Origin of the sequence: Umezawaea endophytica (assembly GCF_025061645.1) — a bacterium.
In the GTDB taxonomy this organism is placed as follows: domain Bacteria; phylum Actinomycetota; class Actinomycetes; order Mycobacteriales; family Pseudonocardiaceae; genus Umezawaea; species Umezawaea endophytica.
The window spans coordinates 452,025-477,537 of record NZ_JANYMP010000005.1; the positions used below are offsets into that span (position 1 = coordinate 452,025).

General features: G+C 72.5%; 27 protein-coding genes and 2 pseudogenes. 17 read left to right on the top strand and 12 right to left on the bottom strand.

Going from position 1 to position 25,513, the window contains the following annotated elements; all coding sequences use genetic code 11:
• Window positions 1-6: 6 nt before the first annotated feature.
• Complete coding sequence (locus NZH93_RS14150) at window positions 7-1,326, bottom strand: ABC transporter substrate-binding protein (RefSeq protein WP_259623501.1); 1,320 nt, start codon at window positions 1,324-1,326, stop codon at window positions 7-9.
• A gap of 51 nt (window positions 1,327-1,377) precedes the next feature.
• Window positions 1,378-2,703 (bottom strand): histidinol dehydrogenase, encoded by a 1,326-nt coding sequence (hisD, locus tag NZH93_RS14155; RefSeq protein ID WP_259623502.1) that lies wholly within the window; start codon window positions 2,701-2,703, stop codon window positions 1,378-1,380.
• Window positions 2,704-2,888: 185 nt separating this feature from the next.
• Here hisD and NZH93_RS14160 point away from each other — a divergent pair, with 185 nt between their 5' ends.
• Together NZH93_RS14160 and NZH93_RS14165 are read left to right on the top strand one after the other, a co-directional pair.
• Window positions 2,889-4,061: a sensor histidine kinase gene (locus NZH93_RS14160; RefSeq protein ID WP_259623503.1), complete on the top strand. Its 1,173-nt coding sequence runs from the start codon at window positions 2,889-2,891 to the stop codon at window positions 4,059-4,061.
• Window positions 4,062-4,207: 146 nt separating this feature from the next.
• Entirely contained in the window at window positions 4,208-5,458 is a 1,251-nt protein-coding gene (locus tag NZH93_RS14165; RefSeq protein ID WP_259623504.1) for a serine hydrolase domain-containing protein, read from the top strand.
• Between the two features lie 25 nt (window positions 5,459-5,483).
• On the opposite strand, the gene NZH93_RS14170 is transcribed toward NZH93_RS14165, so the two are convergent.
• Window positions 5,484-6,137, bottom strand: coding sequence for a response regulator transcription factor (locus tag NZH93_RS14170; protein WP_259623505.1), 654 nt, complete (start codon window positions 6,135-6,137; stop codon window positions 5,484-5,486).
• Entirely contained in the window at window positions 6,134-7,243 is a 1,110-nt protein-coding gene (locus NZH93_RS14175; protein WP_259623506.1) for a sensor histidine kinase, read from the bottom strand. Before NZH93_RS14175 ends, NZH93_RS14170 begins: the two co-directional genes overlap by 4 nt.
• Before the next feature lie 282 nt (window positions 7,244-7,525).
• On the opposite strand from NZH93_RS14175, the gene NZH93_RS14180 reads away from it, so the two are divergent.
• From NZH93_RS14180 to NZH93_RS51235, 5 genes and pseudogenes are all read left to right on the top strand, one after another.
• Entirely contained in the window at window positions 7,526-8,701 is a 1,176-nt protein-coding gene (locus tag NZH93_RS14180; RefSeq protein ID WP_259623507.1) for an MFS transporter, read from the top strand.
• Entirely contained in the window at window positions 8,698-9,114 is a 417-nt protein-coding gene (locus NZH93_RS14185; protein WP_259623508.1) for a Dabb family protein, read from the top strand. Before NZH93_RS14180 ends, NZH93_RS14185 begins: the two co-directional genes overlap by 4 nt.
• A 74-nt stretch (window positions 9,115-9,188) precedes the next feature.
• On the top strand, window positions 9,189-10,232 hold the full coding sequence (locus NZH93_RS14190; protein ID WP_259623509.1) for a medium chain dehydrogenase/reductase family protein: 1,044 nt from the start codon (window positions 9,189-9,191) through the stop codon (window positions 10,230-10,232).
• Window positions 10,233-10,272: 40 nt separating this feature from the next.
• Window positions 10,273-10,887: an ABC transporter permease gene (locus NZH93_RS14195; RefSeq protein WP_259623510.1), complete on the top strand. Its 615-nt coding sequence runs from the start codon at window positions 10,273-10,275 to the stop codon at window positions 10,885-10,887.
• A 182-nt stretch (window positions 10,888-11,069) separates the two neighbouring features.
• Window positions 11,070-11,441, top strand: a pseudogene (locus NZH93_RS51235) (multicopper oxidase domain-containing protein); the annotation flags it as partial.
• 86 nt (window positions 11,442-11,527) lie between these two features.
• Here NZH93_RS51235 and NZH93_RS14200 read toward each other — a convergent pair.
• Genes NZH93_RS14200 through NZH93_RS14210 form a run of 3 tightly spaced genes read right to left on the bottom strand, consistent with a single transcriptional unit; the run spans window position 11,528 to window position 12,061 of the window.
• Window positions 11,528-11,656 (bottom strand): hypothetical protein, encoded by a 129-nt coding sequence (locus NZH93_RS14200; protein WP_259623511.1) that lies wholly within the window; start codon window positions 11,654-11,656, stop codon window positions 11,528-11,530.
• Window positions 11,657-11,665: 9 nt separating this feature from the next.
• A complete protein-coding gene (locus NZH93_RS14205) occupies window positions 11,666-11,875 on the bottom strand; it encodes a hypothetical protein (RefSeq protein WP_259623512.1) in 210 nt (69 codons plus the stop codon).
• Between the two features lie 33 nt (window positions 11,876-11,908).
• Window positions 11,909-12,061 (bottom strand): hypothetical protein, encoded by a 153-nt coding sequence (locus NZH93_RS14210; protein WP_259623513.1) that lies wholly within the window; start codon window positions 12,059-12,061, stop codon window positions 11,909-11,911.
• A gap of 47 nt (window positions 12,062-12,108) precedes the next feature.
• Between NZH93_RS14210 and NZH93_RS14215 the strand changes: the two are divergent.
• A pseudogene (locus NZH93_RS14215) lies at window positions 12,109-12,285 on the top strand (multicopper oxidase domain-containing protein); the annotation flags it as partial.
• A gap of 27 nt (window positions 12,286-12,312) precedes the next feature.
• On the opposite strand, the gene NZH93_RS14220 reads toward NZH93_RS14215, so the two are convergent.
• Window positions 12,313-13,017 carry a FadR/GntR family transcriptional regulator gene (locus tag NZH93_RS14220; protein ID WP_259623514.1) on the bottom strand — a complete coding sequence of 235 codons (705 nt, stop codon included), beginning with the start codon at window positions 13,015-13,017 and terminating at the stop codon, window positions 12,313-12,315.
• A 111-nt stretch (window positions 13,018-13,128) separates the two neighbouring features.
• Here NZH93_RS14220 and NZH93_RS14225 point away from each other — a divergent pair, with 111 nt between their 5' ends.
• Genes NZH93_RS14225 through NZH93_RS14235 form a run of 3 tightly spaced genes read left to right on the top strand, consistent with a single transcriptional unit; the run spans window position 13,129 to window position 15,071 of the window.
• Complete coding sequence (locus tag NZH93_RS14225; RefSeq protein WP_259623515.1) at window positions 13,129-13,572, top strand: RidA family protein; 444 nt, start codon at window positions 13,129-13,131, stop codon at window positions 13,570-13,572.
• Window positions 13,569-14,333, top strand: coding sequence for a class II aldolase/adducin family protein (locus NZH93_RS14230; RefSeq protein WP_259623516.1), 765 nt, complete (start codon window positions 13,569-13,571; stop codon window positions 14,331-14,333). Before NZH93_RS14225 ends, NZH93_RS14230 begins: the two co-directional genes overlap by 4 nt.
• Before the next feature lie 42 nt (window positions 14,334-14,375).
• Window positions 14,376-15,071, top strand: a complete 696-nt coding sequence (locus NZH93_RS14235) for an alpha/beta fold hydrolase (protein WP_259623517.1) — start codon at window positions 14,376-14,378, stop codon at window positions 15,069-15,071.
• A gap of 39 nt (window positions 15,072-15,110) precedes the next feature.
• On the opposite strand, the gene NZH93_RS14240 is transcribed toward NZH93_RS14235, so the two are convergent.
• The 3 genes from NZH93_RS14240 to NZH93_RS14250 are packed head-to-tail and all read right to left on the bottom strand — an operon-like array spanning window position 15,111 to window position 18,416.
• Window positions 15,111-16,307: a dihydrolipoamide acetyltransferase family protein gene (locus tag NZH93_RS14240; protein ID WP_259623518.1), complete on the bottom strand. Its 1,197-nt coding sequence runs from the start codon at window positions 16,305-16,307 to the stop codon at window positions 15,111-15,113.
• Between the two features lie 31 nt (window positions 16,308-16,338).
• Window positions 16,339-17,310 (bottom strand): alpha-ketoacid dehydrogenase subunit beta, encoded by a 972-nt coding sequence (locus NZH93_RS14245; protein ID WP_259623519.1) that lies wholly within the window; start codon window positions 17,308-17,310, stop codon window positions 16,339-16,341.
• Window positions 17,307-18,416, bottom strand: a complete 1,110-nt coding sequence (locus NZH93_RS14250) for a thiamine pyrophosphate-dependent enzyme (protein ID WP_259623520.1) — start codon at window positions 18,414-18,416, stop codon at window positions 17,307-17,309. Before NZH93_RS14250 ends, NZH93_RS14245 begins: the two co-directional genes overlap by 4 nt.
• A gap of 164 nt (window positions 18,417-18,580) precedes the next feature.
• Here NZH93_RS14250 and NZH93_RS14255 point away from each other — a divergent pair, with 164 nt between their 5' ends.
• The 4 genes from NZH93_RS14255 to NZH93_RS14270 all read left to right on the top strand — a co-directional run bounded on the left by NZH93_RS14255 (window position 18,581) and on the right by NZH93_RS14270 (window position 22,795).
• Window positions 18,581-19,021: an Lrp/AsnC family transcriptional regulator gene (locus tag NZH93_RS14255; RefSeq protein ID WP_259623521.1), complete on the top strand. Its 441-nt coding sequence runs from the start codon at window positions 18,581-18,583 to the stop codon at window positions 19,019-19,021.
• Between the two features lie 213 nt (window positions 19,022-19,234).
• Window positions 19,235-20,839, top strand: coding sequence for an FAD-binding oxidoreductase (locus tag NZH93_RS14260; protein ID WP_259623522.1), 1,605 nt, complete (start codon window positions 19,235-19,237; stop codon window positions 20,837-20,839).
• Between the two features lie 76 nt (window positions 20,840-20,915).
• Window positions 20,916-22,166: a sensor histidine kinase gene (locus NZH93_RS14265; RefSeq protein ID WP_259623523.1), complete on the top strand. Its 1,251-nt coding sequence runs from the start codon at window positions 20,916-20,918 to the stop codon at window positions 22,164-22,166.
• A complete protein-coding gene (locus tag NZH93_RS14270; protein WP_259623524.1) occupies window positions 22,151-22,795 on the top strand; it encodes a response regulator transcription factor in 645 nt (214 codons plus the stop codon). Before NZH93_RS14265 ends, NZH93_RS14270 begins: the two co-directional genes overlap by 16 nt.
• A 15-nt stretch (window positions 22,796-22,810) precedes the next feature.
• Here NZH93_RS14270 and NZH93_RS14275 read toward each other — a convergent pair whose 3' ends face one another.
• Window positions 22,811-23,644, bottom strand: a complete 834-nt coding sequence (locus NZH93_RS14275; protein WP_259623525.1) for a helix-turn-helix transcriptional regulator — start codon at window positions 23,642-23,644, stop codon at window positions 22,811-22,813.
• Window positions 23,645-23,773: 129 nt separating this feature from the next.
• Between NZH93_RS14275 and NZH93_RS14280 the strand changes: the two genes are divergently transcribed.
• A complete protein-coding gene (locus NZH93_RS14280) occupies window positions 23,774-24,793 on the top strand; it encodes an NADP-dependent oxidoreductase (protein ID WP_259623526.1) in 1,020 nt (339 codons plus the stop codon).
• Window positions 24,790-25,488, top strand: coding sequence for an SDR family NAD(P)-dependent oxidoreductase (locus tag NZH93_RS14285; RefSeq protein ID WP_259623527.1), 699 nt, complete (start codon window positions 24,790-24,792; stop codon window positions 25,486-25,488). Before NZH93_RS14280 ends, NZH93_RS14285 begins: the two co-directional genes overlap by 4 nt.
• The last annotated feature ends 25 nt before the right edge of the window (window positions 25,489-25,513 follow it).

The following is a 25,513-nucleotide window of genomic DNA, read 5'->3' on the forward strand; positions in this document are numbered from 1 at the left end:
GATTCGCTACTTCTTGTACTCGGCCAGGATCTTCGCCGCGATCTGCTGCATCTGCGCGGTGCCCTCCGCCACCGGGGTGTTGCCGAGCACGACGTCCGCGACCACGGTCCGGGTGTCGTTGCTGATGCGGGAGGTCCACGGGTGCGGCTCGGCGGGCGGGGCCTTGCCGATCGACACCTGCGCCGCCTCGGCGTACGGGCTGCTGCCGGGCGTGACGATGCCGTCGCGCGCCGGGTACGCGGCGGGCACGGAGGCCTTCGACGCGTCGGCGCTCACCGAGGAGGCGATCATCTCGAACAGCATCTTCGGATCGGCCGCCGCGTTGGTCGGGATCGACCAACCATCCACCGAAAGTGTGTTGTAGAGGACGTCGCCGCCCGCGACCGACGGCGGGGGCGCGAACCCGAACTGCTGGGAGAACTTGCTGTTGGACGCCTGCGTGAGGTCGTTCATCCGGCCAGAGAACATGATCGCGACCGCCGCCGACCCGTTGTACATCTGCTGCTGCACCCTGGGCTGGTCGAACGTGGTGACCTGCGGGTCCATGAACGGGGCCAGCGACCGCAGCTCGTCGAACGCCTTGGCGGCCTCCGGCTTGTCGAAGTTCGGCGTCATCGTGGTCGCGTCCACGTAGTCGACGCCGAGCGAGCCGAGCGCGGAGTCGTACGCGGTGGCGATGTCGGAGCTGGCGAGCAGCGGCAGCGCGACCGGGTACTTGATCTGCCCGGCCTGCTGGATCTTGCCCGCCACGTCCCGCAGCTCGGCGAACGTCGTCGGCGGCTTGAGGCCGAGCGACTCGAAGACGTCCTTGCGGTAGGCCATCACGTACATCTGGGCCTGCATCGGCAAGCCGTAGAGCTTGCCGTCGTAGGACATGGCCTGGCGCATGGCCTTGTTGATGTCGCTGAGCCCGTACTCCTGGTCGAACTCGGCCACGTACTCGTCGAGCGGCCTCAGCTTCTGCTCCCCGGCGTACTTCGGGATGATGAAGCCGTAGGTCTCGACGACGTCGTAGGTGCCGGTGTCGCCCGCCAGCGTCGCGGTGGTCTTCTGCACCTGGCCCGCGAAGTCGATCGGCTCGTGCTTGACGGTGACCTGGTTCTTCGAACAGCTCTTCACCATCGTGTTGGTGAACGGGTCGATGGCGGAGGAGTTGTAGGCCAGCACGTTGACCGAGGTGGCCTTCGACGGCGCGGGGAAGTCGCAGTCGACCTGGGCCGCGGTCGAGGACGACGTCCGGGAGCCCGCGCCGCAGGCCGTGAGCAGCAGGGCGGCGGAGATCGTGGTGGCGAGCGCTCTCACCACGGTGGTGCGGGGTTGGGGCATCGCTGGGCTCCTACCGTCCAAGGGGGATCGTTGACTATTCATACGTATGCACTACTTCGGGGCTTCGATCATGTCCAGGCGGAGCTGCGCGCTGTCGCGGTGCCCGACGAGCGCTTCGAAGTCGGACACGGCGACGGTGGGCTCCGCCTGGGCGCGGGTCGACTCCCGCGTCGCGCGCTGGTAGGTCACCTGCTTGAGGAAACCCGCGACCGACAACCCCCCGGTGTGCCGCGCGCCACGAGCGGTGGGCAGCACGTGGTTCGTCCCCGACATCCCCTTGTCGGCGTAGACGACCGTCGACCACGTCCCCAGGAACAGCGAGCCGTAGTTGCGCAGCGCCTCCAGCCACCAGTCCAGGTCCTCCGCCAGCACCTCCAGGTGCTCGGGGGCCAGGATGTTCATGACCTGCGCGGCGGTCTCGCGGTCCTCGACGAGGTAGATCGAGCCGTGGTCGCGCCAGGCTGCGCCCGCGATGTCCCTGGTGGCGAGACCCGCCAACTGCTTCTCGATCTGCCGCGGCACCTCCCGCGCGAGCCGCTCGGACGTGGTGGCGAGGCTCGCGGGCGAGGTGGGGCCGTGCTCGGCCTGCGCGAGCAGGTCCGAGGCGACGAGCGCGGCGTCGGCCGTGTCGTCGGCGATCACCGCGACCTCGGACGGCCCGGCGAGCACGTCGATGCCGACCCGGCCGTAGAGCTGCCGCTTCGCCTCGGCGACGTAGGCGTTGCCCGCGCCGACGATCACGTCGGCTGGCTCGCCGTCGAGCAGGCCGAAGGCCATGGCGGCCAACGCCTGCACGCCGCCGACCGCGTGCACGGAGTCCGCGCCGGTGATGCTCGCCGCGTACAGCACCGCGGGGTGCGGCCTGCCGTTCAGCGACGGCGGCGTCGCGGACACGACGTTGCGGACACCGGCGACACGGGCCACGCCCACCGTCATGAACGCGCTCGCGAGCAGCGGGAACCGACCCGCGGGCAGGTAGGCGCCCACGTTGTCGACCGGGATGAAGCGCTGCCCGCACACCACGCCGGGCACCACCTCCTCCTCGAAGTCGACCAGCCGGGCGCGCTGCATCGCGGCGAACCGCCGCGTCCGGTCGGCGCCCGCGTCCAGCGCCTCGCGCAGCGACGCGGGGAGCTGGTCGGCCGCGCGGGCCACCTCGGCGGCGGGCACCTCCAGCGAACGCCCCTCGTACCCGTCCAGCTCGACGGCGTAGCGCAGGACCGCGTCCAGCCCCTCGCGCTCGATCCGGCCCAGCATCTCGGAAACCTTCGCGACGACCTCCGGGTCACGCCGGACGGGGCCGCCGGATCCCGCGGGTTCCTTGACGACCACGAGGCCGCCACCGATCCTCACCTTGTCCGCGTCGCTCAAATGCATACGCATACACTAGGTGTCGACGCAGGTTGTGGCAATACGCAGGTTGGTTGCCGTTCATCCTGGCCACGTCGCGGCGTGGCGAGCGCGAGCGCCCTCCGCCGGAATCGGGCGAGCGTGGACCGGGGCGTGCCGCGCCTCCGGGAGCCCGCCCCGGCACGGCGAGTGGCCTCCCTATACTCCCGATCATGCGCGGGGCGGTCGTGACCGGAGTGCGCCGCCTGCTCGACCGGGTGCGGTCGCTCCCCGCGGGCAGGCGCGACCTGCTGATCACCGCCGTGGTGGTCGCGTTCTCCTTCACCCCCGGTGTCTCCGACAAGGGCACGTGGCTGGGCTGGGCCGACCCCCAGCGCCCGTTCGGCCCGCTCGCCGCCGCCCTCGTCCTCGCCCACGGCCTGCCGCTGCTGATCCGCCACCGCGCGCCCGCCTCGAGCCTGCTGCTCGTCTCCTCCGCCTTCTTCGCCTACCAGTGCCTGGGCTTCCGGCCCACGTTCGCCACGATCGCCCTGTACGTCGCCCTCTTCGGCGCGGGCGTCCACCAGGTCCGCCACCGGCGGACCACGGCGGCGGTGTGGCTCGCGGGGTACGCGGCGCTCTCGGCGTGCCTGGTCGGGCTCGGCGCCCCCACCAGGCCGGTGGAGTACGTCGAGTACGCGGCGCTGCCCGTCGGGTGCTGGCTGCTCGGCGCGTGGGCGCGCACGAGGCTCGACGAGCAGCGGCGGCGCCAGGACCTCGACCTGGAGGCGGCCATGCGCGAGGAGCGCGAGCGCATCGCCCGCGACCTGCACGACGTGGTCACCCACCACGTGACGGCGATCGTGATGCAGGCCGACGCGATGCGCTACGTCCCGGCCGACGACCGGGCGAAGGTCGACACCGGGCTGCTGGCGATCGGCGGGGCGGGCAGGCGGGCGCTGGGCGACCTGCGTGACCTGCTCGGCGTGCTCAGTCCCCGCCACGACGCCGACCCGGCCCCGCGAACGCCGACCGCGGTCACGTTCGGCGAACTCGTGGAGCGCACCCGGCTCGCCGGGCAGCCCGTCGACCTGGTCGAGGACGAGACGCCGCCGCGGGTGGACGGCGCGGTCGCGCTGGCGGCCTACCGGGTCGTGCAGGAGGCGCTCACCAACGCGCTGAAGCACGCACCGGGCCGGAGGACCGCGGTCCGGGTCGGCTCCGCCGCCGAGGAACTCGCGATCGAGGTGACGACGGAGGGCGCCGCCGACGCGGCAACCGCGTCGACTCCGGGCCGCGGCCTGACCGGGCTGCGCGAACGGGTGCGCCTGGCCGGTGGCGACCTCACGACGGCGCACACCGAGGACGGCGGCTTCGTCGTGCGCGCGAGGCTGCCGCTCGGGTGAGCACGCGGGCTCGCGGTAGCGCGCCATCCCCCACGAGAGCCAAAAACCGGCTCACCACCGGGTGACGCCCCCGCACCCGCTCCGCTCCTAGCGTTCCCCTCGCCGCCGAGGCACCCGCCACCGGCACCCCGACCAGGAGGAACGCCATGACCGCGAAGACCACCCGCCGCTCGCGCCGACGCCCGGCGGCGGTCACCGCACTGGTGCTGACCGTTGCCGCGGCCTGCCCGTTGGCCGCCGTCGCGGACACGTCGTCCGCCGCCGAACGGTCCCAGGCCAGGCGGTTGGAGACGATCGCCGAGCGAGCGGTCGCCGCGGGCGTCCCCGGCGTCGTGGTCCGGGTGGACAGCGGTCGCGGGCCGGTGGTCAGCGTCGTCCGGCAGGGCTCTTGGACCACGTCCGACCACGTGCTCCGCGCGACTGACACGTTCCGGATGGCCTCGAACACGAAGACGGTCACCGCCGCGCTGGTGCTGCAACTGGTCGGCGAGCACCGGCTGCGCCTGGACGACACCGTCGAGCGGTGGCTGCCGGGTCTGGTGCCCAACGGCGCGGGCATCACCCTGCGGATGCTGCTGAACCACACCAGCGGGCTGGCCGAGTCCGCCTACACCGAGAAGTCGCTGAACCTCATGACCGGCCGCGACACGAGCAGGCCGAGCGCCGAGGAGGTGCTGGCGCTGGGCACGACCCAGCCCCCGGTGGGCGCTCCGGGCGAGACGTGGTTCTACAGCAACCCCGGCTACGTCGCGCTCGGCATGGTGCTGGAGAAGGCGACCGGGCACACCTTCGCCGACCTGGTCCAGCGGCGCGTCGCGGGCCCGCTCGGGATGCGGGACACCTACGTCGCGACCAGCGCCGCACCGCGTCGCGGCACCGCACCGCTCGCCCACGGCTACGAGCCCGACGCCGCCCACCTGCGGCCCATCGCCGAACCGCTCGGGCTGCCGGAGGACTGGGGCTTCGTCGGGCCCGCGAACGACGAGCACGTCGACACGACCGCGATCGACCAGTCGTGGGGCCGGGCGGCGGCCGCGATCGTCTCCACCGCGGCCGACTGGGCCCGGTTCGACAACGCGCTGATGTCCGGCGGGCTCTTCCCGAAGCGGCTGCTGGACGAGATGCGCGCCACCGTGCCGTCGCGGGACTCGGACCACCGCTACGGCCTGGGCGTGGACGAGTACCGCTCGCCGTGCGGCACGGTCTGGGGCCACGACGGCGCGCTGCCCGGCTACCGCAGCGACAACTACACCGACGAGTCCGGCCGCCGCACCGTCTCCGTCCTGAGCACCACCCACTTCGGGCTCATGGTCTCCCCCGAGGCGAACGCCGCCGAGGCGGAGCTGGTCGACGCGGCCATCTGCGCGATGCTGGGCAAGCCCGTCCCGAAGGGCTGACCGACGACGAGTCCGGTGTGGACGGTCAGCGCCGGGGGTGGACGAGTCCGGAGTCGTAGGCGAACACGATGGCGGCGGCCCGATCGCGGGCGCCGAGCTTCGCGAACAGGGAACCGACGTGGGTCTTGACGGTGGTCTCGGCGAGGCTGAGGTGGTCGGCGATCTCCCGGTTGGACAGGCCGCGGGCCATCAGCCGCAGGACGTCCAACTCCCGTGCGGTGACCGTGTCCGGCAGGCCGGGGGCTCGGGGCACCGGGCGGACGAGCCTGCGGTAGGTGGTCAGGATCGGGCCGAGGAGCCTGCCGTCGATCCAGGTGCCGCCCGCCGCCACGGTGCGCACCGCCTCGATGAGGTTCTCGGCCGTGGCGGACTTCAGCTCGAAGCCCGCGGCGCCCGCCTCGACGGCGGACCAGAGCACGTCCTCGTCGTCGAAGGTGGTCAGGACGCAGACCGGCGGGCCTCCCGCGGCGCGCAGCACGCGGGTCGCCTCGACCCCGTCGGTGCCGGGCATGCGGACGTCCATGCAGACGACGTCCGGCGCGCAGTCGGCGACCGCGCCGGCGATGTCGCCGCCGTCACCGCGTTCGCCGACGACCTGGATGTCGGGTTGGCTGCGCAGGACGAGCGCGAGCCCGGCCCGGATCATCGGCTGGTCGTCGACCAGGAGGACCCTGATCACGACCTCGCTCCGGCGAGCGTGCGCGGGATCAGCGCCTGGACGGTCCACCGGTCACCGCTCGGCCGGGCCCGGAACGTCCCGTCGATGGCGGTGACGCGGTGTTCGAGGCCGGTCAAGCCCATCCCGGCCCCACCACGGCCGGCGTTCGGGCCACACGGGCTGGTGACGTGCACGGCGATGCCGTCGTCGTCGAGCGCGACGCGGATGCACGCCTCGGGGCGGGTGGCGTGCTTGACCACGTTGGTGAGGGCTTCGCGCACGACGTCGTGCAGGACGATGCGCGGCCCGGCGGCGGCCTGGTCGACCCCGTCGGCCACCGTGAGGTCGACGCGCAGGCCCGCGTCGCGGTAGCTGGTGACCAGGTCGTCGAGGTGGCCGAGCCCCGACGCCGCGGGCGAGTGGCCGCCGCGGTGCATGAGCACCAGCGCCTGCCGCAGTTCGTCCATCCCCTCCCGCCCCACGACCTCGGCCCGCCGCAACGCGTCGACCGCCTCGTCCGGCGCGGACAGCAGGTTCATCCGCGCGCCCGCGAGGTGGAGCAGGACGACGCTGAAGCTGTGGCCTACCAGGTCGTGCAGGTCGCGCGCGATGCGCTGGCGGTCGGCGACGACCGCGGCCTCGGCGAGTTCGACCCTGGTCCGCTCCAACTCGGCGATCAGGGTCTGCTGCTCGCCGACCAGCCTGCCGAGGACCCAGCCGAGCAGCAGCCCCGCCGACCACAGCCACGCGCCGATGCCGCGGTGCCAGTCGTTGGTGTCCAACGCCCAGACCAGGAACGGGGAGACCAGGCACAGCGCCATCGCGACGGTGTCGACGCGGCGCTCGCTGCTGGCCGCGACCACGGCCATCGCGGTGATCAGCACCATGTTCGCGGTGTGGGTCACCACCGCGATGTCCCCCACGAGCGTGGGGATCACGGTCCACGCCAGCAGCAGCCACCCCGGCATCGTCCGCCAGACGGTCCTGACGACCAGCGCGGGCAGCATCGCCAACGCCAGGACCCGGCCCCAGTCCTCGGCGTAGACGAGGTTGAGGATCCCGAACCCGCTGCCGAGGAGCGCCGTCCTGGTGACGAACGCGTCGCGGCCACGCAGCAGAAGGCGCATGGCTCGGATCGTAGGCCGACCGGGCCGCCGCACGGGTCGACGTCGGTGGACTCGCGACGAAAGCACGGGCCGATCTCCTACCGGGGTAGGAGATCGGGCCGCTTCTCCTACCGGGGTGCCACCGCGGAACGGCACCGCGGCCCGAAGACGCCGCACCGCCCGCTGCCTACCGTTCTTGGTGACCGAGATCGGGCGTGAGCCGTTCCGCCCGACGGGTCCACCGGCGCCCCAAGAGCGCCACACCCAGGCGGAGGCGTTGTGCGACAAGGAGTTCGTGGTGCGGTGGCGGCCGGACCCGGTCGCACCGCTCGTGGCACGGTGCTCGCCGCGGCGACGTTGACGATCATGGCGCCCGCGCTCATCGCTCCGAGCCTGCCCGCGATGGAACAGGCCTTCGCCGACCGGCCGGGTGCGTCGCTGCTGGTCCGGCTCACGATGACGATCACCTCCCTGGCGGTCGCGGTCACCGCGCCGGTGGCCGGGGTGGTCGCCGACCGGATCGGCGGCCGACCGCTTCTGGTGGCGGGCCTCGTCCTCTACAGCGCCTGCGGCACCATCGGCTACTTCCTCGACGACCTGCACCTGCTGCTGGCGAGCAGGGCGCTGCTCGGTGTCGCCGTCGGTGGGGTCATGACCGCCGTCAACGCCGTCGTCACCGACTGGTTCGACGGACCGGATCGCGCGTCGTTCCTCGGTCTCCAGCAGGTCTTCGCCAGCCTCAGCGGGGTGGTGCTGCTGCCGCTGGCGGGCGTGCTCGCCACCGCGGGGTGGCGGGTGCCGTTCTGGCTCTACGCCGTGGCGGCGGCGGTCGTGCCGTTCGCGTTGCTCGCCGTGCGGGACCGGCACGGGACGGCGCGGCCGACCGCGCCGGGCGGTGGACGCGCGTTCACCGGCGGTGTGCTGGGCGTCTACGCGCTCGCGCTGGTCGCGACCCTGGTCTTCTACATGGCCCCGACGCAGGTCCCGTTCCTGCTGTCAGGCCAAGGGGTCGGCCCCGTGCTGGTCGGCGCCGTCGTCGCGGGCAGCACCCTGGCGAGCACGCTGGGCGGGTTCACCTTCCCGGCCCTGCGCAAGAGGTTGTCCTCCGGAGCGGTCACGACGGTCTGCGTCGCGCTGCTCGGCACGGGCTGGTCGCTGGTCGGTGTCACGGGCGGGCCCGCGGGCACCTCGGTGGGCCTGTTCATCGGTGGCCTGGGCGTCGGGCTCGCCATCCCCAACCTCACGCTGCGGCTGTCGGAGACCGCGCCGCCCGCGTGGCGCGGCCGCGTCTTCAGCGGGCTCGTGGCGGGGATCTTCCTGGGCCAGTTCCTCTCCCCGCTGCTCGTCCAACCCCTGATCCGCGCCACCGGTGTCGGCACCGCCTTCACCTGGTCGGGCATCGCCCTGATCGCGGGCGCGGCCGTCGCCGCGGTCGGTTCCTCGATCCGCGGCACTCACCAAGAAAGGACGAATCCTTGATCTACCACGGCATTCGCTTCTCCCTCAAACTCGGAGTCGGTGAGGAGGAGGTGGTGGCGGGCCTCGCGGCCATGCGCGCGGCCTCCCTCGCGATCCCGACCATCCGGTCGTTCGTCATCGGGCGCGACATCGGCGGCGAGTACGACTACGGCGCCGTGTCGGTCATCGACGACCTCGCGGGCTACGAGGAGATGATGAACCACCCGTCGCACCTCGAGGTGGACCGCCTCGGCCTGCCGCTGATCGACAGGTTCGCGTCGTTCGACATCACCGACGACCCCGATCCCGACCTGGGCGCGAAGATCGCCGAGGTCCACCGGCGCCGCTACGCGGGCAACCCCGACGTCGCCGACCTGGTCTCCGACCTCGGCGAGTACAGCGGCAGCGCCGCTCCCGGCCCGCACGCGAGCTGACACCGACCGGCGGTGGCGGGCCTGCTCGCCACCGCCGGTGCCGTTCCCACCAACCGAATTCCGAGAGGTAAGAGATGACCGGCGTTGTCGCCACCCGTGCTACCGAGATCGTCCTGCCCGGCGCGGTCGAGCCCGACGGCCTGGAGGTGAGGGTCCGCGATCTCCCGGCCCCGGCGCGGGGCCAGGTGGTGCTGCGGATGGAAGCGACCGGGGTGTCGTTCGCCGAGCAGCAGATGCGGCTGGGCAAGTACTACGACCAGCCGCCGTTCCCGTTCGTGCCGGGCTACGACGTGGTGGGGACGGTCGTCACCACCGGCCCGGACGTGGACCCGACCCTGCGGGGCGGGCTGTTCGCCGCGGTGATCAAGGTCGGCGGGTGGGCGAGCCACCTGCTCGTCGACGCGGACGACCTGGTGCCGGTGCCCGCGGGCGTCGACCCCGCGGCGGCCGAAACCTTTCTGGTCAACGGAGTCACCGCCTGGCAGATGCTGCACCGCTCGGCGGCCGTGGCCAGCGGCGGCACCGTCGTGGTGCTCGGCGCCAACGGCGGTGTCGGTTCGACGCTCGTGCAGCTCGCCCGGCACGCGGGGATCGAGGTGATCGGAACCGCGTCGACCCGCCACCACGACGCCGTGCGGGAACTGGGCGCCATCCCCCTCGACTACCGCGATCCTGACCTGTACGAGCGCATCCGTGGTTTGGCACCCGACGGGGTGGACGCGGTCTTCGACCACGTGGGCGGACCCGACTTGGCGCGCTCGTGGGCGTTGCTGCGCCGGGGCGGCACGCTGGTCAACTACGGCACGGCGTCCGCCAAGGACGAACCGGGCAACGCGATCGGTCCCGTGGTGAAGCTGTTCGCCCGCCTCTACGCCTGGGACCTCCTGCCGAACGGCCGGAGCGCGACCTTCTACAACCTCTGGGCGGGCAAGCGGAACCGGGCCGCCTTCCGCGCCCGGATGAACGAGGACCTCACCCGTGTCCTGCAACTGCTCGCCGACGGCGTGCTCACCCCGCAGATCGCCGCCCGGATCCCACTCGCCCAGGCGGGCGACGCCCTCGCACTGGCCGAGTCGCGAACCGTCATGGGCAAGGTCGTCATCGTGGCGCAGCCGTGAGCGCCCGCACACCGATCCGCTTCTCCCAGGAGGAACCAGCATGAACACCACCGCGCTCCCGCGGCCGGGCGTCACCGTCCCGCCGGGTGAGGTCGACAGCCGCGCCGCGTACCTCTGCTTCGCCGCGGCCTACCTGGTCGGCCACGGCTCGGCCGCGCTGTCCAAGGGCTCCGACCCGGTGATCGGCCTGCCGTCCTGGGTGCCGCTGACGCTGCTGGCCGCCGGACTGCTGCCCGCGCTGTGGTTGGCGGTACGGGCGGGAACGCGCGCCCAGCGGGACGCGGGCAGGTCGCGCAAGCAGGCCGAACAACTCCTGGGCGTCGCCTGGTTCACCGCCTTCACCGCGCTCGCGACGGCCATCACCGGACTGGGCACCGCGACCGGCGCGCCCGAACTCCAGGACGTGCTCTGGCCCGCGGGCTCCGTCATCGTCGTCGGCCTGATCACCATCGCCGAGGGGACGGCCCGGCACAACGTCCTGCACTACTGCCTCGGCACGTTCCTCGCGCTGGCCGGTGCCGCGGCCCTGTTCTTCGACACCGCGGGCGTCTACACCACGATCGCCGTCGCGGGCGGCACCGGCTACCTCGTCGCCGCGGTCCTGGAACGCCGTCGCCTGACCGCGAACCGACCGGACGCGGCGGTCACCACGTGACCGACCCCAGCCCGTCCCCTACCGCCCCGGAGCGAGCACCCGTGGCCCGTGAGTCGAAACCCACCCGTCCCCGCCGGCGGTGGCTGCGCTGGACGGCGCTGACCACCGTCGCGACCGCGGTCGTCACCGGATCCGCGTTCGGCGTCCTCTACCTCCAGGCCAGGACGGACACCGTCGGCCGGGTGAGCTTCGACCACCGGCTCGCGATCCCGCCACTGGCCGAGTCCACTGAGGACGCTTCCGGGACCAGGGTCTTCGACCTCGACGTCCGCGCCGGTGAGACGCGGTTCCTCGAAGGACCCGCGACCAGGACGTGGGGGATCAATGGGACCTACCTCGGGCCCACGATCCGCGCCGCACGGGGCGAGAAGGTGGCCATGGCGGTCCACAACAACCTCCCGGAGGCCACGTCGCTGCACTGGCACGGCATGCACCTGCCCGCCAACATGGACGGCGGACCGCACCAGGTCGTCGAACCCGGCACCACCTGGAGTCCTCAGTGGACGGTCGACCAGCCCGCCGCGACCCTCTGGTACCACCCGCACCCGCACGGGCGCACGGCCGACCACCTCCACCGCGGGCTGACCGGCATGATCATCCTCGACGACGACAACGCCGCGGGCCTCGGGCTGCCCGACGACTACGGCGTGGACGACATCCCGCTGATCGTGCAGGACCGGGCCTTCGACGGCGACAACCAGTTCGACGGTTCGGCCCCGTTCCTGAGCACCGGCGGCGTGTTCGGCGACGAGATCCTCGTCAACGGCACGCGCGGCCCCTACGTGGACGTCACCTCACGCCTGGTGCGCCTGCGCCTGCTCAACGCGTCGAACGCGCGGCTGTACAACTTCGGGTTCTCCGACGACCGGCAGTTCCAGCTCATCGGGACCGACGGCGGGCTCATGGCCTCGGCGTGGGGCACCAGCCGCCTGCAACTGTCCCCCGGCGAACGCGCCGAGGTCGTGGTGGCGTTCGAGCCGCGCGACACCGTCGAGCTGAGGTCGTACGCGGCCGAGTCCGGTTACGACCGGATCGGGTCACGGCTCAACGGGGCCGACGACCGGTTCGACGTCGTCCAGTTCCGCGCCGCCGACGACCTCACGGACACCACCACCGTCCCGGCGACGCTGGGCACCGCGCCCGACGCGGCGAACGACCCCGTCGCCACGACCACCGCCGCCGCACCTCTCGGGCTGGAAGGACACCGTCCAGCTCGACCCCGGCCGCCGGTACCGCCTGGCCATGCGGTTCAGCGACCACACCGACCCGAACGTGCCCTACCTGCTCCACTGCCACCTCACCCTCCACGAGGACGAGGGCATGATGAGCCAGTTCGTCGTCCTGCGCGAAGGGGAGGACATCGGCCGCGTTCCCGGCACGGGCCACGAACACCCCTGACCGAACCCATCCGTCCACACCGGACGGTCAGGCGCCGGACCCGCCGCCCGCTTCGAACAGCGCGACCGTCTCGGCGAGGTGCGCGCGGGTGGCCTCCACGGCGGCGTCCGCGTCGCCCGCCTCGATGGCGTCGACGAGCACCTCGTGCCGGTCGTTGGCGCGTTGCAGTTCCACGACGTCGGCGACGACCAGCAGCGCGGGTTCCAGCGAGCGGCGGAGCACCTCGTACAGCTCGACGAGCACGGAGTTGTCGGCGGCTTCCGCGGCGATGCGGTGGAAGCGCGAGTCCGCCTCGATGAACGCCGTGATGTCACCCGTCTCGGCGTGCCCCCGGCAGTCCCGCACGGCCGTGCGCAGCGCCGCGACCTGGTCGTCCGTCCGCCGCAGCGGCGCCGTCCTGGCCACCAAGACCTCCAGCGCGGCCCGCACCTCGAACACCTCGGGCACCCTCGCGGCAGCGAGGCGGGAGGCGAGGTCGGCCTCGTGCGGCTGCCTGACGTAGGTGCCGCTGCCCTGCTTGATGTCCAGGACGCCCGCGTGCGCCAGCACCCGGATCGCCTCGCGCAGCGTGGACCTCCCGACGCCGAGCCGCCGGGCCAGGTTCGGCTCGCTCGGCAGCCGGTCACCCGCCCGCAGCCCCTCACCGCTGATCAGCTCGCGCACGCTGGCGATGACCTGGTCGACGAGGGGCTTGCGCTGCGGCGGCGTCGACGGCCGCCACTCCTCGATCATGGCGCCAGGTTACGGCAGCGGCGCCGCGTCCCCCGCCGATGACACCGGCCATTGACAAGCCCTCCGCCAAGTTGTCTGATGACCTGACGATTTTACCCGCGAGGAGGTCCCATGGCCGTCCACCGACTGAACCCCCCGACACTCGCCACCCCCGTGATGAACCTGTACTCGCAGGTCACCACCTCCGCGCCGGGCGACCGCCTGGTGGCCATCGCGGGCCAGGTCGCCCTCGACACCGACGGCGCGCTCGTCGGCGCGGGCGACCTCGCCGCCCAGGCCGAGCAGGCGTTCCGCAACCTGCGAGCAGCCCTCGAAGCGGCGGGCGGCACACCGGCGGACCTGCTCAAGTACACGATCCACGTCGTCGACTCGACGCCCGACCTCATCCAGCCCGTTTTCGACGCCATGGCGCGGGCCTTCGGCGAGGTCCCGCTCGCCGCCAGCACCTGGATCGGCGTCGCCGCGCTCGGCCTGCCCGAGTGGCTGATCGAGGTCGACGGCCTCGCGGCCATCGGACCTGACCCCAGTCCCACGACCCGGAGGACGACACCATGACAGCGTTGGGCATCCCCGCCGCACCGACCTTCGACTCCGTCGAGGACGAGCGCAGGCACCGCAAGCAGCAGCTCGCCGCGGCGCTGCGCGTGTTCGGCAGGCTCGGCTACGACGAGGGCGTCGCCGGGCACATCACGGTCCGCGACCCGGAGGACCCCCAGAAGTTCTGGGTCAACCCGTTCGGGGTCTCCTTCGGCCGGATCAGCGTGAAGGACCTCGTGCTGGTCGACGGTGACGGCGAGGTCGTCGAGGGCTCCCGCTCGGTCAACCGCGGCGCCTTCGTCATCCACTCCGCCATCCACGACCTCCGCCCGGACGTGGTCTCGGCGGCGCACGCCCACTCGATCCACGGCCGCGCGCTCGCCGCGCTGGGGACGCCGCTGCGCCCCGTCGTGCAGGAGGCCTGCGCCTTCTTCGAGGACCAGGGCGTCTACCGCGACTACAACGGTCTCGCGCTGGAGGTGGACGAGGGCAGGCGGATGGCCGAGGCGCTCGGCCCGCACCGGGCGGTCGTGATGCAGAACCACGGCGTGATCACCGTGGGCGGCAGCGTCGAGGAGGCGGCCTACTGGTTCGTCAGCTTCGACCGGGCGGCGCAGGTGCAGTTGATCGCCGAGGCCGCCGGTACCCCGGCCTACCTCGACACCGACGCCGCCCGCGTCGCGCACTCCCAGTTCGGCAGCCCGACACTGGCCAGGTTCAGCTTCCGGATCCTCTTCGACGACATCGTGCACGCCCAGCCCGACCTGCTGGACGAGTGACCCGACCACCACACCCGGACGACCGTCCGATCGGAGGAACGAATGACCACTTTCGTGCTCGTGCACGGCTCGTGGGCAGGCGGCTGGAACTGGGCGCGGCTCCGGCCGCTGCTGGAGGCCGAGGGGCACCGGGTCCTGTGCCCGACCCTGTCCGGCCTCGCCGACCGCGGCCACCTCGCGGGTGACCACATAGGACTGTCCACCCACATCGAGGACATCACCCGGCTGCTGCGGTGGGAGGACCTCGACGAGGTCGTCCTGGTCGGGCACAGCTACGGCGGCATGGTCGTCACCGGCGTGCTCGGCGCCGTGCCCGAGCGGATCGCGCACATCGTCTACATCGACGCGTTCCGACCGGAACCGGGCCAGTCCGCGTTCGACGCCCTGCCCGTGCTGCCGGACCTGTTCGGCGAGCCACCGGCCGAGCACCCGTGGGGCTGGTCGCCGGTCGACCTGACCATGCTGGGCATCACCGACCCCGCCGAACTGGAGTGGATGGCGGCCAAGTGCACCCCGATGCCGACCAGGACGCACCGGGAACCACTGCCCCGTCCCGACCACGACGCCTCCGGGGTGCCGGTGACCTACGTCCACGCCGCGGCGGCGGCCTTCTTCACCGAGACGGCCCAGAAGGCCGCCGCCGCCGGAGCCACCGTCGTGACCTGGCCGGACGCCGCCCACTACCCCCACGTCCAACACCCCCAGCGCACAGCGCGCCTGCTGCTGGACCTCTGCTGACCGCGCGCCCGAGCCCGGTGGCGGGCTCGGGCGCGTTCGTCACAGCACCGCCAAACCGGGCTGGGACAACAGGTCCGCGGTGTGGGCCAGCAGTTCCGAGCCGCCCTGCCCGTCCATCACGCGGTGGTCGAAGGACAGGGCGAGCTGGAGGACCGACCGGGGCGCGATCCGCTCCCCCGACTCGTCCTCGACCACCCACGGCCTCCGGCGGATCGCGCCGACGGCGAGGATCGCGGTCTCACCGGGGTTGAGGATGGGGGTGCCGGTGTCGACCCCGAAGACGCCGACGTTGGTGACGGTCGTCGTCCCGCCCGCCATCGCCTCGGGCGTGGTCCGGCCCGCACGGGCGGTGGCCGCCAGGTCGTTGATCGCGGTGGCGAGGTCGAGCAGCCCCAACAGGTGGGCGTCCTTGATGTTCGGGACGACCAGGCCGCGCGGGGTGGCCGCGGCGATGCCGAGGTTGACCCCGGCGGGCACCACGATCTCCTGCGCCGCGTCGTCCCACCGGGCGGTCGCCATCGGGGTGCGGGCCAGTGCCCGCAGGTAGGCCATCGCCACGAAGGCGAGCGGGGTCAGCTTCACTCCCCGGAACTCGCGGCGGCGCTGCACGACGTCGCGCAGCTCCAGCGTCGGCGTGACGTCGACGGTGACGAACTCGGTCACGTGCGGCGCGGTGAACGCGGACGCCACCACCGCCGCCGCGGTGTGCTTGCGGACGCCCTTGATCGGGATGCGGGTCCCCGCGCCGCGAACCGGGGCGTCCCCCTCCGCCGCCTTGAGCACGTCGGCGCGCACGACGACGCCGTCCGGGCCGCTCGGCGTGACCGCGGCGAGGTCGACGCCCAGCGTCTTGGCCAGTTTGCGCACCGGAGGTTTGGCCCTCGGCCTGGTGCGCTCGACCGGGGTGTCGCCGGTGCTCGGGGTGGCACCACGACGTCGTCGCGTCGTGCCGGGCTCCTTCGCGCCGTAGCCGACCAGCAGCCTGGGCTCGTCGGTCGCGGTCCTGATCGCGATGATCGGGGCGCCGACGGGGACGGTGTCCCCTTCGGCCGCCGTCAACTCGACCACCTCGCCCGCGTGGGGCGACGGCAGTTCGACCACGGACTTGGCGGTCTCGATGTCGACGATGACCTGGTTCACCACGACGGTGTCGCCGACGGCGACGCGCCAGGCGACGATCTCGGCCTCGGCGAGGCCCTCGCCGACGTCGGGCAGCAGGAAGGTCAGGGTGGTCACGGTGGTCTGCTCCTCGGAGGTGGCGCGGCGGTCAGTGCTTCAGGCTCGCGTCGCAGGCCTCCAGCAGGCGGTCGACGTTGGGCAGCCAGTCCTCCTCCAGCCTGCTGGCGGGATAGGGCGTGTCGTACCCGGTGACCCGCAGGACGGGTGCCTCCAGGTCGTAGAACGCCCGCGCCTGCACCCGTGCGGCGAGTTCACCGCCGATGCCGCCGGTCTGGGACGCCTCGTGCGCGATCACGAGCCTCCCGGTGCGGCGCACCGACTCCACGACCGTGTCGTCGTCGATCGGCGACAGCGACCGCAGGTCGACGACCTCGACCTGCCTGCCCTCCTCGGCCAGCACGGCCGCGGCCTTGAGCGCGACGGGCACGAGGGCGCCGTAGGTGACCAGGGTCAGGGCGTCGCCGGGCCGGACGACGCGGGCGCGGTCCATCCCGACAGCCGGGGCCTCCGGGTCGACCTCGCCCTTGGACCAGTAGGAGCGCTTGGGCTCCAGGAAGATCACCGGGTCGTCGCACCGGATCGCCTGCCCCAGCAGGTCGTAGGCGTCCTGGGAGGTGGAGGGGCACAGGACGCGCAGCCCCGGCGTGTGGGCGAAGTAGGCCTCGGGGGACTCGCTGTGGTGCTCGATGGCCCCGATGCCGCCGCCGACCGGGATGCGGATGACGACGGGCAGGCTGATCCTGCCCTCTGACCGGTGCCGGTACTTGGCGAGCTGGGTGGTGATCTGGTTCATCGCGGGGAAGACGAAGCCGTCGAACTGGATCTCGCACACCGGCCGGTACCCCGCCATGGCGAGCCCGATCGCGCTCCCCACGATGCCCGCCTCACCGAGCGGCGACGTGACCACGCGCTCGTCGCTGAAGTCCTCCCGCAACCCGTCGGTCACCCGGAACACGCCGCCGAGCCGACCGATGTCCTCACCGATCAGCACCACCTTCGGGTCCTCCTCCAGGCAGGCGCGGAGTCCCGCGTTGAGCGCGTGGGCCATGGCGGTGCTCACGACCGGTCCCCCTGTCCACCGGCGACGAACGCCAGGTGCTCGTCCCGCTGGCGTTCGAGGTCGCGGGGCATGCGTTCGAGGGTGTGCAGGAACGGGTCGCCGGGGTGCGGGACGGGCAGCGCCCGGCACCCCGCGCGCAGCCGCTCGGCGAGTTCCTCCTCCTCGCGGCCGAGGTCGGCCAGGAAGTCGTTGACGCCCGGCGGTCCGGCGCCGCCGGTGAGCAGGGCGCGGAGGCGGTCGACGGGGTCGCGGGCGGCCCAGTCGTCGTTCACCGCCCCGGTGCGGTAGCGCAGGTCGTCGTCGGAGGTGGTGTGCGGGTTGCGCCGGTAGGTCACCGCCTCGACCAGCGTCGGGCCACCGCCGGACCGGGCACGCTCCAGCGCCTCCCGCGCCACCGCGTGGCAGGCGATGACGTCGTTGCCGTCCACCCGCACGCCGGGGAAGCCGAAACCGCTCGCCCTGGTGGCGGCGGGCACCCGGCTCTGCACGGAGAACGGCGCCGAGATGGCCCACTGGTTGTTCTGGCAGAAGAAGACCACCGGCAGGTTCTGGACCGCCGCCCAGGCGAACGCCTCGTTCGTCTCGCCCTCGCTCAGCGCGCCGTCGCCCAGGAAGGCCAGGACGGCCCGGTCGCGGTCGGGGTCGCCCGTCCCGACGTCGCCGTCCCGCACGACACCCATGGCGTAGCCGACGGCGTGCAGCGTCTGGGCGCCGATGACGAGCGTGTAGAGGTGGAAGTTGCGGTCACGCGGGTCCCAGCCGCCCAGGGTCGTCCCCCGGAACAGCCCGAGGAGCTGGACGGGGTCGACGCCCGCGCACCACGCGACGGCGTGCTCGCGGTAGGTGGGGAACACGACGTCCCGCGGCCGCAGCGCCGAACCGGCACCGACCTGCGCGCCCTCCTGCCCGAGCATCGAGGGCCACAGACCGAGTTCGCCCTGCCGTTGCAGCGCGATCGCCTCGGTGTCCACCCGGCGGGACAGCACCATGTCGCGGTAGGCCGCCCACAGGTCCAGCGCGTCGGCACCCGCGGGCACCCGGTCGTCGACCCGCAGCGTCCCGGTGGGGTCGAGGACGGACCACGGTTCGGTGGGCTCGGCTGTCATCGCGCTCCTCGGATCGGCTGCTCGGCGAAACCTTCACCAGCGCAGCGTTCCCGGCGCAATCGATAGGAGCGGGTTGCGCGTGATTCGCGTACTCTTTTCCCACCGGAGCGAGTCGACGAGCAACTATCTTGCGCCGGACGCTCGAACTGTGCGGAAGGGGTGTCGTGGACGCGATCGACCAGGAGATCCTCGACCTGCTGCGCGCCAACGCGCGCATGCCGGTCAGCGAGATCGCCAGGCGGGTCGGCCTCTCCGGCGCCCCGGTGGCCAGGCGCATCGAACGCCTGGAGAACGACGGCGTCATCCGGGGCTACGTCGCGATCATCGACGACACGGCGGGCGGAGGACTTGACGCCTTCACCGAGATCCGGCTGACCGGGGGGACCGACACCCGCGAGCTGGAGGAGATAGCCCGGAGGGTCCCGGAGGTCCGGCAGTACTTCACCATCGCGGGCGACCCCGACGGCCTCGTCCGCTTCCGCGTCCGGAACGTCGACCACCTCCAGCAGGTGGTGAACGCGATCCGCAGCACCAAGATCGTCGCGGGCACCAAGACGCTCATCGTGATGTCGAGCTGGGACAGGGCGCACGAACCCGAGCAGTGATGCGACATCGGCCTTCGAAGTGACCTGAGTGGACTGTCCTCACAGGACGTTCGACGATGGGTGGCCAGGAGTGGCCTGAGCCCCTTCGACCTTCTGCTCCAGCAGATCCGGGTGGGTCCACCCCCACCCCGAAGCGGGTCTGGACGGATGGTGCCACCGGTTGGGCCGCTCCTAGCGTCTTCACCACACATCGACGCGCAGTTCGGAGAAGGCATGCCTGGTCCTACCCGTCGGGGGTTCATCGTCGGTACCGCGGCACTCGGGGGCGCCGCCGTGATCGGGCACCAGGTGATCGCGGACGCGACGCCGGTGGAAGACGCGGTCGTGATCCCGCGAGGCGACGCGCGTTACGAAGACCTGGTGCTGCGCCGCACGAGTGAGCGGTTCTTCCCGCGCCCGGAGCACTTCCGCCTGCCCACGACGACCCAGCAGGTCGAGCGGGCGGTGCAGGACGCCGTCCGGGCGGGCAAGCGGGTGACGGTCCGCAGTGGCGGGCACTGCTACGAGAACTTCGTGGGCGACGCCGCCGAGGTGGTCATCGACCTGTCCGCGATGCGGCAGGTGACGTTCGACCCGCGCCGCGGCGCGTTCGCGATCGAGCCGGGCGCGAGCCTGTGGGAGGTGTACCAGCGGCTCTACCTCGGTTGGGGCGTCACGATTCCCGGTGGCCAGTGCGGTGGGGTGGCCGCGGGCGGGCACATCCAGGGCGGGGGCTACGGGCCGCTGTCGCGGCGGCTCGGTTCGGTCGTGGACTACCTGCACGCCGTGGAAGTCGTGGTGGTGGACCGTTCGGGCCGCGCGCGGACGGTGGTCGCGACCCGTGAGCCGGACGACGAGAACCGGGACCTGTGGTGGGCGCACACCGGGGGCGGGGGCGGCAACTTCGGCGTGGTCACCCGGTACTGGATGCGCACGCCCGGCGCCACCGGCGACGATCCGGGGCACCTGCTGCCGAAGCCACCCGGCGTGACGCTCGGCGCGACGGTCGCGTGGAGCTGGCGGGACACCACCGAGGAGTCCTTCCACCGGCTGCTGCGCAACCACGGCGAGTGGCACGAGCGCAACAGCGCCCCGGACTCCCGCGGCGCGAGCGTCTTCAGCCTGTTGCTGATCAACCGGCGCGACACCGGCGCAGACCCCGGCTCGTTCGCCATGGTGTCCACAGTGGACGGAACGCTGCCCGACGCCGACCGGGTGCTCGCCGACCACCTCGCGGAGGTCACCGACGGCGTCCCCGGAACCGTCGTGGTTCGGCCACCCCACCGCCTGCCGTGGCTGGCGGCGGTGAAGGCCGGGTCGCTGAGCCAGAGCGACGAGTCCGGGATGTTCAAGGCGAAGGCGGCCTACCTGCGCAAGCGGTTCACCGACGAGCAGATCGGGACCGCGTACAGCTTCCTGACCAGCACGGACCACCACAACGAGCGCGCGCTGCTGATCCTGGTGTCCTACGGCGGCAAGGTCAACACCGTCGCCCCGGACGCGACCGCCTCGCCCCAGCGGGACAGCGTCATGAAGGCGGTCTACACCGTCACCTGGACCGACCCGGACGGCGAGCGGTCGAACCTGGACTGGATCCGGCGCTGGTACGCCGAGATGTACCGGGACACCGGGGGCGTGCCGGTGCCGAACTCCGTGAACGACGGCTCCTACATCAACTACCCGGACGTCGACACCGCCGATCCGGAGTGGAACAGGTCCGAGATCCCCTGGCACGCCCTGTACTACAAGGACAACTACCCGAGGCTGCAACAGGTCAAGGCGCGCTGGGACCCGCGTGACGTGTTCCACCACGCCCTGTCGATCAGGGTGCCGCGCTAGTCGCCGGAGGTGGGCCTGGACCCACTGTCCGGCCAAGAGGTTGCACCCGGCCGCGCGGGCCGAGAACATCGACCGCATGTCTCGCACCCGCGGCGTCGCGCGGTCCCTCGCGCAGGGGTTCACGCGGTCGCTGGCGCTCGTCGCGCTGACCGGGTTCGCGCCTGCCGCCTGGGTGGCCGCGGGTGTCTTCTTCTCCTCGCTCGGCCACGGCCCCGTCGCCACCTCCGGCTGGACGCTCGGTGTCGTGGGCGCCTGCCTCGTGCTGTTCGCCCGCCCCTCGTGCGCCGCCACGAGGGGCCTGGTGACCCGCTGGACCGGCGTGGAACTCCCCGCCGCGTACCGGCCGGTCGTGCCGGTGACCCGGATGGCGACGGGCTACTGGTGGAACGGGTACGACTACCAGCGCCTGAGGTGGGTGTCGGTGTGCCAGAGGTGGCTCCTCGCGCGGACGCGGGACCCCGCGTCGTGGCGGGACGTGATCTGGGTGCTGACCGCCCCCCTCACCGTCGGCGTCGTCGCCGCGGCGCCGCTCGCGCTGATCACGGCGGGCGCTGTCCTGCTCCCGGCGTCGGACCCGGTCGCCGCGGTACCGGCGATCGGCGCCGGGACCGCCCTGCTCCCCGTGGCCTGGCGGGTCGTCACGCCGGTGGCGCGCCGCTTCCTCGGGCCGTCCACCGTCGAACTGCTCGGCACCAGGATCGCCTCGCTGGTCCAGGGACGGGCCGACCTCACCCGCGCGCAGGACGCCGAGCTGCACCGGATCGAGCGCGACCTGCACGACGGCGCCCAGGCGCGCCTCGTCGCCATCGGCCTCTCCCTCGGCGCCGCCGAGCGGCTCGTCGACACCGACCCGGCCGGGACCAAGGTCCTGCTGCGGCAGGCCCGCGAGACCTCGCTGGCGGCGCTGCGGGACCTGCGCGACCTTGTGCACGGCATCGTCCCCCCGGTGCTGCTGGAACGCGGTCTCGTCGACGCGGTCCGAGCGCTCGCCGTCGACGCGCCCCTCCGAACGGAGGTGCGCTCCACCCTGGAGCACCGGCTCGAAACACCCGTCGAGTCCGCCCTGTACTTCGCGACCTCCGAGATCGTCACCAACGCCGTGAAGCACTCGGGGGGAACGGCCGTCGACGTGACCATCGACCGCACGCGGACCGGCGTCGCCATCACCGTCTCCGACGACGGGCGCGGCGGAGCGGACAAGCCTGCCGGGTCCGGGTTGGTCGGCGTCGAGAGCCGCCTCGCGGCGCTCGGCGGCTCGCTGCGCGTCGACAGCCCGCCGGGCGGACCCACGACCGTCACCGTGGAGGTGCCGTGCGGATCGTCGTAGCCGAGGACCTCTACCTGCTGCGGGACGGACTGGTTCACCTGCTCGAAGCCCACGGCCACCAGGTGGTGGCCGCCGTCGGGGACAAGCCGTCGACGTTGCGGGCCCTCGCGGAGCACCGGCCGGACGTGGCCGTCATCGACGTCAGGATGCCGCCCACCTTCACCGACGACGGCCTCCAGGCCGCGCTGGAGGCGCGTCGGGAACGACCGGGCCTGGCCGTGCTCGTGCTGTCCCAGCACATCGAGCAGCTCTACGCGCGCGAACTGCTCGCCGACGGGCTCGGCGGCGTCGGCTACCTGTTGAAGGACCGGGTCTTCGAGGCCGAGCAGTTCGTCGAGGCGGTGGAGCGCGTGGGCCGTGGCGGCACCTCGCTCGACCCGGCGGTCGTCTCGAAGATCCTGGGGGCGGGCTCCACCTCGCCGCTCGACGCCCTCACCGACCGCGAGCGCGACATCATCGCGCTGATGGCGGAAGGCCTGTCGAACCAGGCCATCGCCCAACGCCTGTACCTGAGCGAAGGATCGATCAGCAAGTACACGACGTCGATCTTCACGAAGCTCGGCATCACGCCGGACGACAACAGCAACCGCCGCGTCCTCGCCGTGCTGGCCTTCCTCGGTGCCGCCTGACCGCGCCCGGCCGGGTCACGTCGTGCCGGACGGCAGCGCCGACATCCTCAGCAGCGCCAAGGCGTCGGCGTCCGGTGAGTGGTCCGCGGCGTGGAAGACGATCACGTGCATGCCTGCCGACCCGCTGATGTCGAGCCGTTCGCGGTCGAGCCTCATCCGGCCGACCTGCGGGTGGTCGAACAGGTACGACGTCCCCCGCTGCACGCTGACGTCGTGCCGGTTCCACAGTTCGCGGAAGCGGGTGCTGGCCAGGGTCAGCTCCCCGACCAGCTCGATGAAGCGCGGGTCGTCGGTGTCCTGGCCGATGGCCTGGCGCAGGCTGGAGACGTAGCAGTCGGTGGTGCCGTCCCAGTCCGGGTAGAGCTCCCGCTCGGCCGGTTCCAGGAACAGGTCGAGGAGCTGGTTCCCACCTGGTGTCAGGCGCGGTGAGAGCGCGCGGGCCATGGGGTTCGAGACCAGGACGTCGAAGTAGCGCCCCTCGATGAACGCCGGGTGCGGCAGGCTCGCCACGAGCGAGGCGATCCCGGTCGGCACGGTCTCCCGGCGCGGCTTGCGGGGTGTGCGCCTCGGTTTGTCGGAGGCCAGGCCCAGCAGGTGGGCCACCTCCTCGTCACCGAGCCGGAGCACGCGGGCGATGGACTCCAGCACCTGCGCGGAGGGGTTGCGGTCGCGGCCCCGTTCCAGGCCCAGGTAGTAGTCGGCGCTGATGCCCGCGAGCATCGCGACCTCCTCGCGCCGCAGTCCCGGCACGCGCCGCCGCCCGCCGCCGGGGATGCCCACCTGCTCGGGCGTGACCAGGCCGCGGCGGGCGTGCAGGTACTCCCCCAGTCGGTTCCGCCTGTCGCTCACACCACCGATCATGCCTGCTCGGAGCCGACCGTGAGGGGGTGCTGCCACCACCAGGGAACACGGGCACCCTGGCTGGGTCCGGCCGCCGCGCGGTTACTGGAGGGAGCCGACAGCACGAGAGGAACCTCCATGGACAAGCGCGTCAACCGCCAGATCACCCTGGCGGCACGGCCGCGGGGAAACCCCAGGCCCAGTGACTTCGAGATCGTCGAGCGCCCCGCGCCGGTCCCCGGTGATGGTCAGGTGCTGCTGCGCAACGTCCTGGTCTCCCTGGACCCCTACAACCGGATCATCATGGGCAACGCCAACAGCGACCAGCCCGCCCTGGACATCGGCGACCCGATGTTCGGCTTCACCATCGCGGTCGTCGAGGCGAGCCACCACCCCGCGTTCGCGGTGGGCGACCACGTCGCCACCACGTCCGGGTGGCAGGAGTACGCGGTGTCCGACGGCTCCGACCTCAGGCCGGTCGACCCCCGGTCGGCGCCGCTGACCGCGAACCTCGGCATCCTGGGCATGACGGGCCTCACGGCGTGGGTGGGACTGACCAGGATCATCACCCCGAAACCGGGTGGGACGCTGCTTGTCACGGCCGCGGCGGGTGCCGTCGGCTCGGCCGCCACCCAGATCGGCAGGCTCCGCGGGCACCGGGTCGTGGGGGTGGCGGGCGGCCCAGAGAAGTCGCGCCACCTCTTGGAGGACCTGGGCGTGGACGCCGCCGTCGACTACCGGGCCCCGGACTTCGCCGAGCAACTCGCCCGCGCGGTGCCCGACGGGATCGACTCGGTGTACGAGAACGTGGGCGCGTCCATGGTCGCGGCGCTGCTGCCGCACCTGAACACCGGCGCCCAGCTCGCGGTCGGCGGCGTGATGTCGCAGATCACCGAGACCGGGGCCTTCGAGGGGCCGGACCGCCTGCCGGACCTGACGCGGGCGGTGCTGTACAAGGACTTGACCATCCGAGGCTTCTCCGTGCCCGACCACTTCGACAGCTACCCGGAGTTCCTCGCCGAGATGGCCCCGGCCGTCGCGTCGGGCGAGGCGCGCTACGCCGAGCACCTCGTCGAGGGGCTCGACACCATCCCCCACGCGTTCGAGGACATGTTCCACGGCCGCACGACGGGCAAGATGATCGCGAGGATCGGGTGAGCGCGGAACGACGGGTCGCCGTCGTGACGGGTGGCACGGGCGCCATCGGCACGGCGATCGTGGCGGCCCTCGACGCGAGCGGGCACCGCACGGTCGCCATCGGCCGCACCTCCGGCGACGTCGTGTGCGACCTGTCGTCGGAGACGGCGACCAGGCGGGCCGCGGCCGAGGTGCTGGAGCGCTACGGGCGGTGCGACGTGCTGGTCCACTGCGCGGGCGCCATCGACCCGATGCCGCTGGGCGACCTCGACGCGAAGCGCTGGCGCGAGGTCCAGGCGGTCAACGTCGAGTCGGCGCTGTGGCTGGCACAGGCGTTCAGCCCCGGAATGGCCGGGCGCGGTTTCGGCCGCGTCATCCTCATCTGCTCGAACACCGCGTGGTCGCCGCCCGGTGCCGGGTTCCTGCCTTACGTGGCCAGCAAAGGGGCGGTGCTGGGTGTCATGCGCGCCCTGGCGGTCGAGCTGGGCGGCGACGGGATCGCCGTCACCGCGGTGGCGCCCGGACTGACCGACACGCCCATCGCGCGCGGCGTCAACCACGACGGTCAGTTCGAGGCGGTCGTGGCGAACCAGGCGATGAAACGACCGCTCGTCCCCGAGGACACGGCCCACGCCGTGGCCTTCCTGGCCTCCGCGGGCGCACAGGCGCTGACCGGCCAGGTCCTGGTCGTCGACGGTGGCCTGGTCATGCGCTGAAACGCGCTCGTCCCGCACACCCGAG

Bases quoted from the DNA above. Each gene is read 5' to 3' on its own strand.
- NZH93_RS14265 (WP_259623523.1), top strand. From the start codon at position 20,916: ATGTCTCGCACCCGCGGCGTCGCGCGGTCCCTCGCGCAGGGGTTCACG.
- NZH93_RS14235 (WP_259623517.1), top strand. From the start codon at position 14,376: ATGACCACTTTCGTGCTCGTGCACGGCTCGTGGGCAGGCGGCTGGAAC.
- NZH93_RS14220 (WP_259623514.1), bottom strand. From the start codon at position 13,017: ATGATCGAGGAGTGGCGGCCGTCGACGCCGCCGCAGCGCAAGCCCCTC.
- NZH93_RS14260 (WP_259623522.1), top strand. From the start codon at position 19,235: ATGCCTGGTCCTACCCGTCGGGGGTTCATCGTCGGTACCGCGGCACTC.
- NZH93_RS14250 (WP_259623520.1), bottom strand. From the start codon at position 18,416: ATGACAGCCGAGCCCACCGAACCGTGGTCCGTCCTCGACCCCACCGGG.
- NZH93_RS14150 (WP_259623501.1), bottom strand. From the start codon at position 1,326: ATGCCCCAACCCCGCACCACCGTGGTGAGAGCGCTCGCCACCACGATC.
- NZH93_RS14280 (WP_259623526.1), top strand. From the start codon at position 23,774: ATGGACAAGCGCGTCAACCGCCAGATCACCCTGGCGGCACGGCCGCGG.
- NZH93_RS14190 (WP_259623509.1), top strand. From the start codon at position 9,189: ATGACCGGCGTTGTCGCCACCCGTGCTACCGAGATCGTCCTGCCCGGC.
- hisD (WP_259623502.1), bottom strand. From the start codon at position 2,703: ATGCATTTGAGCGACGCGGACAAGGTGAGGATCGGTGGCGGCCTCGTG.
- NZH93_RS14225 (WP_259623515.1), top strand. From the start codon at position 13,129: ATGGCCGTCCACCGACTGAACCCCCCGACACTCGCCACCCCCGTGATG.
- NZH93_RS14195 (WP_259623510.1), top strand. From the start codon at position 10,273: ATGAACACCACCGCGCTCCCGCGGCCGGGCGTCACCGTCCCGCCGGGT.
- NZH93_RS14165 (WP_259623504.1), top strand. From the start codon at position 4,208: ATGACCGCGAAGACCACCCGCCGCTCGCGCCGACGCCCGGCGGCGGTC.
- NZH93_RS14230 (WP_259623516.1), top strand. From the start codon at position 13,569: ATGACAGCGTTGGGCATCCCCGCCGCACCGACCTTCGACTCCGTCGAG.
- NZH93_RS14160 (WP_259623503.1), top strand. From the start codon at position 2,889: ATGCGCGGGGCGGTCGTGACCGGAGTGCGCCGCCTGCTCGACCGGGTG.
- NZH93_RS14175 (WP_259623506.1), bottom strand. From the start codon at position 7,243: ATGCGCCTTCTGCTGCGTGGCCGCGACGCGTTCGTCACCAGGACGGCG.